Source organism: Chryseobacterium taeanense (assembly GCF_900099685.1).
GTDB classification, from domain to species: Bacteria; Bacteroidota; Bacteroidia; order Flavobacteriales; family Weeksellaceae; genus Chryseobacterium; species Chryseobacterium taeanense.
In genome coordinates this window covers 67,626-80,677 of sequence record NZ_FNDW01000003.1, presented here as the reverse complement: position 1 = coordinate 80,677, position 13,052 = coordinate 67,626, and the positions used below count along the sequence as shown (strand labels likewise).

The window sequence follows — 13,052 nt, the reverse complement described above, 5'->3', positions numbered from 1 at the left end:
GCGGGGTTAAAATTCGTTCATAAACCTTAATTTTGCTTTTATAGAAGCAAGAGATTAGAAGTTAGAAATTAGTGATCAGCATGATGTCTTATTTATAATGTATAATCTTCGAAACTAACTTCTAATTTCTAACATCTAATTTCTAAGTTAAAATGAAGATATTAATCAAAAATGTAAAAATCGTTAACGAAGGAAAAATCGTTGAAGGTGATATTTTAATTGAAAATGATTTAATTTCCAAAATAGATACCCAGATTTCTGAGGAAGCAGATCAGATTATTTACGGTTCAGGAAAATATCTTTTACCGGGAGTGATAGACGATCAGGTACATTTCCGTGAGCCGGGACTTACTCATAAAGGAGATATCGAAACTGAATCGCGAGCTGCAATTGCCGGAGGAACAACAAGTTTTATAGATCAGCCCAATACGGTTCCGAATGCTGTAACGCAGGAATTATTAGCAGATAAATATGAAATTGCTTCTCAAAAAGCGTATGCCAATTATGGTTTTATGATGGGAGGAACGAATGATAATCTTGAAGAGGTATTGAAAACAAATCCGAGAAATGTTCCTGGAATTAAATTATTTCTAGGATCTTCCACGGGAAATATGCTGGTTGATAATCCGGAAACCCTTGAAAATATTTTCGGTAATACCAAAATGCTGATTGCCGTTCACTGCGAGGATGAGGCTACCATTAAAGCAAACACCCAAAAATATATTGATGAATATGGTGAAGATATTCCTGTGAAATTCCATCACCTTATCAGAAGTGAAGAAGCGTGCTACAAATCTTCGTCAAAAGCCATTGAGCTGGCGAAGAAAACAGGAGCGAGACTGCATGTTTTCCATTTGTCAACGGCGAAGGAGACGGAACTTTTCAGAAATGATATTCCTTTAAAAGATAAAAAAATTACCGCAGAAGTCTGTGTTCATCATCTTACCTTCACCAACGAAGATTATGAAACAAAAGGTGGACTAATTAAATGGAATCCGGCCGTGAAAACGCAAAAAGACAAAGACGGACTTTGGGAAGCGTTGCTGGATGACAGAATTGATGTGATTGCCACAGACCACGCACCGCACACCTTGGAAGAAAAGCAAAATGTTTATACCAAATGTCCTTCAGGAGCACCGCTGGTGCAGCATTCATTGGTTGTTATGCTGGAGAATTATAAAAACGGAAAAATTTCTTTAGAAAAGATCGTTGAAAAAATGGCTCACAATCCTGCGATTCTTTTCAGAATTGAAAAAAGAGGCTTTGTGAGAGAAGGCTATAAAGCCGATTTAGTTTTGGTTGATCTGAATGAAAACTGGACGGTTGCCAAAGAAAATATTCTCTATAAATGTGGATGGAGCCCGTTAGAAGGAATGAATTTCCATTCTAAAGTAACACATACTTTCGTTAATGGGAATCTGGTTTACGAAAACGGAAAAATCAATGAACGGAAATTTGGAGAGCGCTTGCTTTTTGAAGTTCAGGAATAATTTTTAACAAATAACTGTACAATATTTATATGCTTCTCAAAAAACTTTTTGTTGGAGTCAGCCAAGTCTTAATGATATTTAATATTAAAAACTGTCCATTATTAATGCTCTTCTGATGATATGCATTACTTTTGTTATGAAATTAACGAATATAAAATGAATATGAATTTCAGACTTTCAATCGTGTGTCTTATGATGTTTGCGTTAGGGTTTTCGCAGGATCTTAAAGTAATGAGTTTCAATATCAGGCTGAATGTGGATTCTGATAAAGAAAATTCATGGACGAATAGAAAACAGGATGTTGCAGACCTTCTTACCTATTATCATCCGGATTATTTTGGCGTTCAGGAAGCACTGCCGGAACAGATGAAGGACATTAAGAACGGATTGAAAAACTATGATTATGTAGGAGTAGGGAGAGACGATGGAAAAGAAAAAGGTGAATTTTCTGCCATTTTTTACGATACCGAAAGGCTTCAGGTGCTGAAATCGGGAACGTTCTGGCTTTCCGAAACACCTGAAAAGCCCTCTAAAGGATGGGATGCCGCGCTCAATAGAATATGTACTTATACTGTATTCAGAGATAAAAAATCGAATAAACAATTTATGGCAATGAATCTTCACTTCGATCATATAGGAAATGTAGCAAGGGTGAAATCTTCTGAGCTTATTTTAAAGAAAATTAAAGAATTAAATCCTAAAAACCTGCCGCTTACCGTGAGTGGTGATTTTAACCTTACCGAAGATTCTGAGCCGATTAAAATTATGTCACAAAACTTACAGGACAGTTATTATCATTCTGAAACCAAGCATTATGGCCCGAAAGGAACTTTTACCGGTTTCAATGTGAATGAAATTCCTAAAGACAGAATTGATTATATTTTTGTAAAAGGTTTTAAAATTAAGTCACACAGACATATTAACGACAGACGCGAAAACTTGCTTTATCCGTCGGATCATTTTCCGGTTTTAGTAGATTTACAGTTTTAAAAAAAAGTAATTTAGATGTAAGCTAAAAAAATAAAATGGAGTTTTTCACAACGATGAAAGGCTCCATTAATTTTTATGTTTGCCCAAAAGTCCAAATAAGATCTTGTCTCTGATCTGGTCTGTGATTTCCGTAGTCGATTCTGTATTTCTCTTGAACCAAAAATAGGAATTATTCAGGGTGTGAAGAATAAACCGGGTTGTGAAAGATGGTGAGCGAAGTTCCCACTGTTCGGCTCTGTAAATATCCGAGATCAACTGTTCCACTTCCTGCTGATAATTCTTTCTCAGTTCTACAAACTCGCTAAGCCTTTCTTCAAGGTGCTTCCACTCATTGGAGTAAATATGTGTGACATCACGGTTCTGAAGCACTACGGATAAGTGTTTTTCAATAAACAGGTTCAGTTTTTCCTTTGGAGTGATATCCGTGTTTTTTACCTCTTGAAGCTCATCAAAAAACTCCTGGGCAATACCAAAACAGATCCATTCAAGAATTTCTTCCTTGGAACGGATGTGTGCATAAAGAGATGCGGCCTTGATGTTCAGTCTTGTAGCTAAATCCCTTACAGAGCTTCCCATGTAGCCTTTTTCCTTGAAAAGTTCTACAGCAACGTCTAATATTTTTTTTTGTTTTTCTTTAAGTTCCATCTGGTAAAACGCAAAAGTAATTATTTTGTTCGTAAAAAGGTATTTTGAAAGGATGATTTTATACGTAAGTATTCGTAAGATTGAATTGTGAGAAATTAAATGAAAGCCTTTTTATCATTCAACGGAACTTTACCATTTGTAATCCTGTTACATCTGACGGTTATGCTATGATTTATCACTGGAATTAATAAAATCGGAAATTTTGTCTAATGATTTTAAGTGTGAAAGTGTGAATTTCGGAAATTTTGTCTTTATTTTTTTTAAAATCAACAATTGAATACTTTTTGCGATATAGCTTTCGAATTAAATGATTGATAGAGACATTAAGATTAGAATTAGCGACTTTGATCTTAATGTTTTTTAATAACAAAAATCATTATTTTAAAAAAGAGAATTGTATAAATTTTGATGTTAATATGTAAACTTTAAACCATCAGCTATAAACCATCAACTAAATAATATGAACTTAAACCAATATACTGTAAAATCACAGGAAGCCATCCAGGCTGCACAACAGGTAGCTATGGAATTTGGCAACCAGAGTATTGAGCCTCAACATCTTCTTGAAGGTATTTTTCAGGTAGATGAAAATATTTCACCTTTCTTACTGAAAAAGTCTGAAGCAGATGCTAATTTGGTAAGAGAGCGTAACCGTGAAAATTTAGAAAAACTTCCTAAAGTGCAGGGAGGAAACATTTATCTTTCGCAATCGGCAAATAAAGTATTGCTTGATGCCCCGAATATCGCCAAAAAAATGGGCGATGAATATGTAACAATCGAGCATCTTTGGCTTTCCTTATTAGAAACAAATTCAGAAGTTTCTAAGATGCTGAAAGATATGGGTGTTACGAAAAATCTTCTGGAAGGCGGAATTAAAGAATTAAGAAAAGGAAGCAAAGCTACTTCTGCAAGCTCGGAAGAAACTTATCAGTCATTAGGTAAATATGCTAAAAATTTCAATGAATTAGCAGCAGAAGGGAAACTTGACCCTGTAATCGGGCGTGATGAAGAGATCAGAAGAGTGTTGCAGATTCTTTCGAGGAGAACAAAAAATAATCCGATTCTCATCGGGGAGCCGGGTGTTGGTAAAACTGCCATCGCTGAAGGAATTGCCCACCGGATTATCAGTGGTGATGTTCCCGAAAATTTGATCGATAAAACATTATATTCACTGGATATGGGCGCTTTAATCGCCGGTGCAAAATACAAAGGTGAGTTTGAAGAGCGTCTGAAATCGGTAGTGAATGAGGTGATTAAATCTGACGGGCAGATTATTCTTTTCATCGATGAGATCCACACACTGGTGGGAGCCGGAGGTGGTGAAGGTGCAATGGATGCTGCCAATATCCTGAAACCAGCCTTGGCGAGAGGAGAACTAAGAGCTATCGGTGCTACAACTCTGAATGAATATCAGAAATATTTTGAAAAAGATAAAGCGCTGGAAAGACGTTTTCAGAAAGTAATGGTGGATGAGCCTGATACGGAATCAGCAATCTCTATTCTTCGGGGAATTAAAGATAAATATGAGGCACATCACAAAGTAAGAATCAAAGACGAAGCGATTATTGCGGCGGTAGAAATGTCTCAGCGATATATTTCAGACCGGTTTCTACCGGATAAAGCGATTGACCTGATCGATGAGGCTTCGGCTAAACTGAGAATGGAAATCAATTCCAAACCTGAAGAACTGGATGTTCTCGACCGAAAATTAATGCAGCTTGAAATTGAACTGGCAGCAATTTCAAGAGAAGGAAATCAGACCAAAATTGATCATTTAAAAGAAGATATTGCAAAGATTTCCGAGCAGCGAAATGAAATCAACGCCAAGTGGCTGAAAGAAAAACAAAAATCTGAGGATTTAACGAATATAAAAAAGGAAATCGAAGCTCTGAAATTAGAGGCAGAAAGAGCTTCAAGAGCGGGAGATTATGCTAAAGTAGCGGAAATTCAGTACGGAAAACTTCGTGAGAAAGAAGAAGATCTTTCAAAGCTTGAAATTGAAATGCAGAACCATCAGAATGAATTGATTAAAGAGGAGGTAACTTCTGAAAATATCTCTGAGGTGATCGCAAAATGGACAGGAATTCCTGTTACAAAATTGCTTCAATCTGAAAGGGAGAAATTATTAAATCTTGAAACAGAGCTTCATCACCGAGTTGTGGGTCAGGATGAAGCCATCACAGCGGTGGCCGATGCCATCAGAAGAAACAGGGCAGGACTGAGTGATGATAAAAAACCGATTGGTTCATTCTTATTCTTAGGAACCACCGGAGTCGGAAAAACTGAGCTGGCAAAAGCGTTGGCAGAGTTTTTATTTGATGATGAAAATAACATGACGAGAATTGATATGAGTGAGTATCAGGAACGTCATAGTGTTTCAAGATTAGTGGGCGCGCCTCCGGGATATGTGGGTTATGATGAAGGCGGGCAACTGACTGAAGCTGTGAGAAGAAGACCTTATTCGGTTGTGCTTTTAGATGAAATTGAAAAAGCGCATCCTGATGTTTTCAATACGTTATTGCAGGTTTTAGATGACGGGCGTTTAACGGATAATAAAGGTCGTGTCGTGAATTTCAAAAACTCGATCATTATTATGACTTCGAATTTAGGTTCGCATCTGATTCAGGAGCGTTTCGACTCTGCTCAACGGGATAACGATGATAATATCAGCCCGGAAACTTTGGAAGAAGCAAAAGATGAGGTTTTCGATCTTTTGAAGCAAACGTTACGTCCGGAGTTTCTGAACAGAATTGATGAAGTGGTTTTATTCCAGCCGTTAAGAAAAAAAGAAATCGGAAAGATTGTTACCTATCAGCTGAGAGGTTTTAATGAAATGCTCGCAAAACGCAATATCATAATGACAGCTACCCAGGATGCTGTAGATTATCTGATGAATAAAGGATATGATCCTGCTTTCGGTGCAAGACCTTTGAAAAGAGTGATTCAGCAGGAAGTTCTCAATAAATTATCAAGAGAAATTCTTGCAGGTAAAGTAAATGACGGCGACAGAATCACGCTGGATTATTTTGAAGAGACAGGGCTGGTATTCAGGCCGACAGATTTATAAGTAGTTTTTTCATATATATTATTTTTGTAAGTAAGTGCTGTAGATGATTTCTGCGGCACTTATTTTTTGTTTTACTGAATTCTATAAACGCAAAGTCCACAAAGATTTTTTCATACTAGCTGTTTTTAAGTTCGCAAACGCGTTTCACTCAGCGAAGAACACAATTTTTTTGGATTGTGAGGTAATTAAACTGTTCTACAAATAATAACAACTTTTTTAGCTAAACTAAAAATTTATTTAAACAAGCATATCATAAAAAAGATAAGAATGATAAGGTTTTCCATAAATTTTTGGGTTTAAATAATCTTTTCTTTACAGCTAATTTTAAAATATAAATTTATGGGAACAACTATTGGAAACGTATTAATATCTTATGATATTAATACTAAACACACCGAAGTTAAAGCGGCTATGTTGGAATTGAATTATCATGATGTATTTACACAATATGGCAATACATACAATTTGCCGAATACAACACTATTTCATCAAGCTAAATCATCAGATCAGGTAATGGCCGACTTAAAAAGAGTTTGCTCAAATCTTTATGTTACTCTTGAAAAAGCAGTCGCAGTGAAAGCATCTGAATTTGTTGGTTATTAATCTAAGCCACTCGAAAGAGTGGTTTTTATTTGTCTTAATATCATGAATTTTTACCTGAGAGGGTTAAAATATCATTCCCAAATATAATATTAACAAATTAATCTTTCATCAAATGTACAATCCGTAAAAACCCCATATAATAATCAGGAAAAAACCGTGTCGCAGCAAAAGGATTTTTTACGAAATTAGCAGATCAAAACTAACATTTTTAAAAACTAACATTATGAAACCAAAAGCCAAGTTAGAAACTGAAGCGCAAGGTCTTAAACAGCCTTTAAGCATGATGACAACTGAGCTTATTCAGACTCTCGTAAACAACTACAGAGCGAATCAGTTGCTTTCTATAAAAGAAACGATAGGAATTGAAGACGCACATTCCATCCAGTTTGATTTTACGACGCTCAAAAGATTTATTTATGATATTGAAACATTGGCACTTGAAGGAAATTCAGGGATTAATGCAGAAGATCTTGGCATCAGGTTTTATTATGCAGCTTATCCAAATGCAGAAAACTGGGGCATCATGGGAGATACACCGATTGGGATAGAGTGTGCAGAGATGCATACATTGGTCATGGTTCCTACCATCAAAAGAAAAGGAGAAGACGGAGAGATAGGAAATTATGATTTCAATCCTTTAGATATAAACGGGAAAGGAACTATTGCAAAGGCTTTTGGGAAAGATTCAGGCATAGATCCTGAGTTTGTTTGCCAGAATCATGGAAATCTTGTCCCTCCGGATAATTCAAAGACAGAGTTGTTTTAATTACCTATAATTTTTATAAAACACAATGGGCGATTTCCAAAGAATAGTACAGGAATTAATGTTTTGGAGTGAAGGTTTTGCGGCTCTCATTTCGATTTTATATTATCAACGTATAAAAAACGAATATTGGAAATTTTTTGTGTTTTATCTCGTTTTTGCTTTTGTCTCCGAATCTATAGGAAAATGGGGAGATCATTTTATAGAATACAATAAACAGGCGTTTTACAATTATTTTGTAATACCTGTTGAGTTTTTGTTTTTTTACTGGCTCTATGCGGCGAAGTCATTCAACAAGCCAAAGCTCTTCTTTATACTGTCATTTATTTATCTCCTTTCATTTATTCCCGGCGAATTTTTCTATCCGCCAAATAAAGTCATGTTTTCTTTAAACTATACTTTGGGATGTTTAATCCTTATGATTCTGGTTATTATGGAATATTACAAACAGATTAACTCATCCAATATTTTAGATTTTGGTAAAAACAGAATGTTTTATATCAATCTGGGAGTTACGTTGTTTTATATAGGAACTTTACCTTTCTGGACTTTTTTTGAATTGCTTAAATCCTATAGGGAAATCTATAATATTTATTTCGCTTATTTTCTGATTTCAGGAGTGGTTATGTATGTGTTATTTTCAATTTCATTCTTATGGGGAAAACAGAACTCCTGATAATATTAATTCTCTTCAATACATTTTTTGTATTGTTTGTAGCTGCAGTGATGGTTTATATCCTCAAATACAGGCAACGCAAAAAAGAATATATGAATGAAATTGAAGTGAAAAATGAGATTCATAAGCGCGAGCTTCTTGCAACACAGCTTGAAATACAGCAGGTCACAATGCAGCAGATAGGGCGTGAACTTCATGATAATATTGGGCAGAAACTTACCCTTGTCAGCCTTTACATCCAACAGCTTTTATATGAAAATAAAGTTCCGGAAGTAAGTGAAAGGATCGACCAGGTTTCACAAATCATCAATCAGTCACTGCAGGATCTCAGAAGTCTTTCCAAAACATTGACGGATGACAATATTAAGCAGAAAGAAATCGTAACTTTAATACAGGAAGAAGTAGATATTACAAATGCTTTTAAAAAGTGCCACGTTGATTTTAAACATAATTTTCAACAGCTGGATTTAGGGTTTGTTCATAAGAATGTTCTGTTAAGAATTACCCAGGAATTTATTCAGAACAGTATGAAGCACGCCAATTGTAAGAATATTTTCATCAATCTCAACACTTCTGAAAAAGTACTTTGGGAACTTAATATTAAAGATGATGGTGTTGGCTTTGACGCATTAAATGCTAAATCAAACGGAATAGGCCTTACCAACATGAAAAACAGAGCTGAAATTATCGGAGCCGAGTTCAGTCTCGAAAGTCGGGAGAACTTAGGAACCACACTCAATATTATTTTAAAAAGACAGCCATGAAAAAAACAATAGTGATTGTAGACGATCACATCCTTATCGCAAAAGCATTAGAGGGAATTATTGGTAACTTTAAAGATTTTGAAGTTATTTATGTTGCTGAAAATGGTAAAGATCTGATTCATAAATTTGAAAATAAAAGCAAGATTCCGGACATTATTTTACTCGACATCAGTATGCCGATTATGGACGGATTTGAAACTGTACTGTGGCTCAAGGAAAATCATCCTGATATTAAAGTAATGGCATTAAGCATGCAGGGCGATGATAAAAGTGTCATTAAAATGATTAAAAACGGGGCAAAAGGATATTTACTGAAAAACACTCATCCTCAGGAACTGGAAAATGCTTTAATCAAACTTAATACCGACGGGTTTTTCTATCCCGACTGGGCATCGAAAATTATCTTTTCTAATATGAATAATGAAGAAACTGCTGCGAACGTAAGAATTTCGGAGCGTGAGAAAGAGTTTTTGAAGTACACAGTTACAGAACTTAGTTATAAAGAAATTGCAGATAAAATGTGCTGCAGTCCTAGAACTGTGGAAAGTTACAGAGATCAGCTTTGCGACAAACTCGATCTTAAAACCCGCGTGGGATTGGCTGTGTTTGCTATAAAGAATGGTTTTGCGGTCTGAATGCTGATTTAATGAATGTTTAAAATCGTTTAATAATATATATTGATTATTGTTTTAATTTGAATTATAATCAGGGCAATATTAAAAATGTTATTGATTGAATAATAAAACTAAATAACATTTTAGTGAAATACTTGCGTGTGAATTCCAAATTTTATAATTTCATTTTTGTAACAAAATATTACTTTTATGAAAAAACTACTATTCGGAGTTCTCATGTTGAGCTTCTTATCCGCTTGCAACAGCGACAATGTTTCAAATCAGTCTGAAGAATCAAATCCAAATGCTAGCGCATTATCAGGATCAGCTTTACAAAGAGGCTGTCCTTCTGAAGAGATCAGGAAAATTGCCCTTCAGAATAGCCCGGAACTCAGACAAAAATATTCTGAGCTTGAAACTAAAACCGAAAAATTTGTAAACGATCTTAAGCTCGGTAAAGTTTTATCCGACGGAACCGTAGAAATTCCGGTAGTGGTAAATATACTGTACAGAACTTCTTCAGAAAATATTTCTGCTTCCCGTATCGCTGAACAGATTGCTGTACTGAACGCAGATTATGGCGGAACAAATAGTGATGCGGCTAATATTCCAACAGCATTTCAAAGTTTAAAAGCAGGAGATGTAAAAGTAAGATTCAGACTCGCTAACACAGTGAGAAAATCAACCACCAAAACCAGCTGGAGTACCAATGATGCAATGAAAAGATCTTCAAGCGGAGGTATTGACGCGACAAGTCCTTCTAATTATCTAAATATATGGGTTGTCGGAAATATGGGACAAATCCTTGGCTATGCTACTTTCCCTGAATCTTCAGGATTATGGAACGATGGTGTAGTAATCGCGGCTTCTTATTTCGGGAAAACGGGTGCTTCAGCTCCTTTTAACAAAGGAAGAACTGCAACTCACGAAGTAGGACATTACTTGAATTTGAGACATATCTGGGGAGATGCCAACTGTGGAAACGATCTTGTTTCAGATACACCTACGCAGACAGGACCAAATTACGGAACACCAAGTTATCCTTTATATAATACTTGTGGCGGCGTACAAAGATCTGTTATGTTCATGAATTATATGGATTACGTAGACGATGCCGCAATGTTTATGTTCTCAGCAGGGCAAAAAACAAGAATGCAGTCCGTTGTAGCTTCATCAGGAGCGAGATCCGGATTGAGACTATATTAAATCTTTTCACTAATTTTTATAAAAAACCGGCTGTTTCAATCTGAAGCAGCCGGTTGTTTTTTAGAGAGACTTTTTATTGTCTTGAGGAGTGTAATCCATAAAAATTCCTCCGTCGATATTCACGGATTTTACTCTTTTTGTGATCGGAATTGTAAGCATCGTCTGCTTCTGATCTTTTTCCCATACGGAAGGTGAAAAGTGAAGTTTTTCAACCGATTCATCCTCGTATCTGATTTCTGCATCAAAAGGAATAGCAAAACCGCCAATATTACTGATGTTTACCGAAAGAAGATTATTTGCCTGGCTGGCTTCCGTAACCTTGAGGTCAATATAGTTGTTGGTGTAAAACCAGTTATTAAAGAACCAGTTGAGATTTTTTCCCGAACCGGTATTCATCGAATAAAAATAATCCCATGGAATTGGATGTTTCCCATTCCAGTTGTTCATATAATGATGAAGTGCTTTCTTAAACAAATCGTCTCCGAGATAATCTTTTAAAGCTAAATACGATAAGGATGCTTTTACATAAGAATTATTGCCATATCCCGCACCACTTACCTGCGTACTCATAGTGATAATCGGCTGATCCTGTTCTGCAGAAGGATCATTGATCCATCTTTTTACCCTAAAATTTTTGTAAAACTCATTGGCTTTTGCTTCGCCGTTCTCATCAATTCCGATGAGATATTCTAGCGTAGTTGCCCAGCCTTCATCCATAAAAGCATATCGGGTTTCGTTAATTCCCATATAGAATGGGAAATAAGTGTGTGCAATTTCGTGATCCGCGGTTAATCTTGCATCCTGAAAATCATCAGGAATACTGGTGTCGTTAATCATCATCGGATACTCCATATCTGCGTATCCCTGAATGGCTGTCATCACATTATAAGGATATTCTATTCCCGGCCAGTTTTTTGAAAACCAATCCAGATTGTAGCGCATCCATTCTACATAATGTTCAAAATCCTTTGCGTCGGGTTTGTAAGCGGCCTGTACACTGGCTCTTTTGGCCTTTAGCTGAACACTGGAAGCATCCCATACATAATGATTGCTAAGTGCAAAACAGAAATCCGTGATATGACTGGCTTTAAATTTCCATACATTCCACTTATTCTGTTTCGTGACTTTCCCGGATTTCATCTCGTGCTCATTAGCTACATGAACTACCTTATCGCTCTTTAATGAAGACTTGTATCTTTTTAAATATACGGGCTGAAGAACAGCTTCTGGATTCAGGAAATCTCCTGTTGCCCAGACTACATAATTCTTTGGTGCAGTAATGGCAAAACTATAGTCATTAAAATCATTATAAAACTCCTGCCTGTCGGAATGAGGAAGCATATCCCATCCATTGTAATCATCATACACAGAAATTCTTGGGAAAGAATAGGCAACATAGAATGTTTCAGGATCAATCTGTCCTTCTCTTCCGCTTTGCACCGAAAGAGGATATTCCCATTCTATTTTTATTTCCGCTTTTGCTTTAGAATTTAGTGCGGAATGAAGTTTTACTTTTTCAACAGTTCCCCAATTTTCACTGTTTACATTATATTTTTTACCATTTACCACAAATGATTTGATGTGTAATCCTGATGTTAAAAAATCTTTGGAAACCATTCCTGATCTCGGAGCCTGAGGCTTGTGTAAATTATTTACAAACCGGATCGCAAGTTCATTAAGGCTGTTCGGACTATTATTGGTGTAAAGGATGGTTTCTTTCCCCGAGACTATTTTAGAAGTGGCATCCACTTTCACGTCTACATGATAAATACCTTTGTTCTGCCAGTAATTTTTTCCCGGAGCACCCGACAAATCGCGGGTTCCGTTTTCGTACGCCTTTTTGATATTTCTGGGCATGTATAGTTCCTGCGCGGAAAATTGCCATGAACTCAAAAGCAATAAACCCCAAACCAATCTTCTCATGTAAGTTTTGTAATCGTTTTAATTTAACATAAAAGTAATAAAAAATGACAATAAAATAAAGAATTGCCAGATTGTATATTCACTACGAAATGTCTGAATTATTTTTCCTGTTTTGAACTTTTAGCAAAATTTCAATAAAGTTCTCAACAACGGACAAAGATAAGGTAAATTTCGCCCTTTCAAATATCATAAATAATCAATTTATCAAAACAAAATAGAAGTTCTTATATATTGTTTTTCATTGTATTACTAAAATTTTCAATACAGTAGATCGGTGGATTTCCAATTAAATCTGGTGATCAGCTGGAATT

At 35.9% G+C, this 13,052-nt stretch carries 11 protein-coding genes; 9 read left to right on the top strand and 2 right to left on the bottom strand.

Annotation, left to right across the window (positions count from 1 at the left end; translation table 11 throughout):
• Positions 1-152 precede the first annotated feature (152 nt).
• Positions 153-1,490, top strand: coding sequence for a dihydroorotase (locus BLR30_RS05825; RefSeq protein WP_089856090.1), 1,338 nt, complete (start codon positions 153-155; stop codon positions 1,488-1,490).
• 162 nt (positions 1,491-1,652) lie between these two features.
• Complete coding sequence (locus BLR30_RS05820) at positions 1,653-2,480, top strand: endonuclease/exonuclease/phosphatase family protein (RefSeq protein ID WP_089856518.1); 828 nt, start codon at positions 1,653-1,655, stop codon at positions 2,478-2,480.
• Between the two features lie 66 nt (positions 2,481-2,546).
• Here the strand turns inward: BLR30_RS05820 and BLR30_RS05815 are convergent, their stop codons facing one another.
• Positions 2,547-3,125 carry a TetR/AcrR family transcriptional regulator gene (locus tag BLR30_RS05815; RefSeq protein WP_089856088.1) on the bottom strand — a complete coding sequence of 193 codons (579 nt, stop codon included), beginning with the start codon at positions 3,123-3,125 and terminating at the stop codon, positions 2,547-2,549.
• 460 nt (positions 3,126-3,585) lie between these two features.
• On the opposite strand from BLR30_RS05815, the gene clpB reads away from it, so the two are divergent.
• The 7 genes from clpB to BLR30_RS05780 all read left to right on the top strand — a co-directional run bounded on the left by clpB (position 3,586) and on the right by BLR30_RS05780 (position 10,818).
• Positions 3,586-6,192, top strand: a complete 2,607-nt coding sequence (gene clpB / locus BLR30_RS05810; RefSeq protein WP_089856086.1) for an ATP-dependent chaperone ClpB — start codon at positions 3,586-3,588, stop codon at positions 6,190-6,192.
• A gap of 339 nt (positions 6,193-6,531) precedes the next feature.
• Positions 6,532-6,795: a hypothetical protein gene (locus BLR30_RS05805; RefSeq protein ID WP_089856084.1), complete on the top strand. Its 264-nt coding sequence runs from the start codon at positions 6,532-6,534 to the stop codon at positions 6,793-6,795.
• A 223-nt stretch (positions 6,796-7,018) separates the two neighbouring features.
• Entirely contained in the window at positions 7,019-7,561 is a 543-nt protein-coding gene (locus tag BLR30_RS05800) for a hypothetical protein (RefSeq protein WP_089856082.1), read from the top strand.
• Between the two features lie 25 nt (positions 7,562-7,586).
• On the top strand, positions 7,587-8,234 hold the full coding sequence (locus tag BLR30_RS05795; RefSeq protein WP_089856080.1) for a hypothetical protein: 648 nt from the start codon (positions 7,587-7,589) through the stop codon (positions 8,232-8,234).
• On the top strand, positions 8,213-8,998 hold the full coding sequence (locus BLR30_RS05790; protein WP_089856078.1) for a sensor histidine kinase: 786 nt from the start codon (positions 8,213-8,215) through the stop codon (positions 8,996-8,998). Before BLR30_RS05795 ends, BLR30_RS05790 begins: the two co-directional genes overlap by 22 nt.
• A complete protein-coding gene (locus tag BLR30_RS05785; RefSeq protein WP_089856076.1) occupies positions 8,995-9,633 on the top strand; it encodes a response regulator transcription factor in 639 nt (212 codons plus the stop codon). The genes BLR30_RS05790 and BLR30_RS05785 overlap by 4 nt, the downstream gene beginning before the upstream one ends.
• Before the next feature lie 189 nt (positions 9,634-9,822).
• The gene (locus BLR30_RS05780) at positions 9,823-10,818 is read left to right on the top strand and encodes a zinc metalloprotease (protein WP_089856074.1); all 996 of its coding nucleotides are present in this window, start codon (positions 9,823-9,825) and stop codon (positions 10,816-10,818) included.
• Between the two features lie 60 nt (positions 10,819-10,878).
• Here BLR30_RS05780 and BLR30_RS05775 read toward each other — a convergent pair whose 3' ends face one another.
• Positions 10,879-12,741 (bottom strand): M1 family metallopeptidase, encoded by a 1,863-nt coding sequence (locus BLR30_RS05775; RefSeq protein ID WP_089856072.1) that lies wholly within the window; start codon positions 12,739-12,741, stop codon positions 10,879-10,881.
• Positions 12,742-13,052 lie beyond the last annotated feature (311 nt).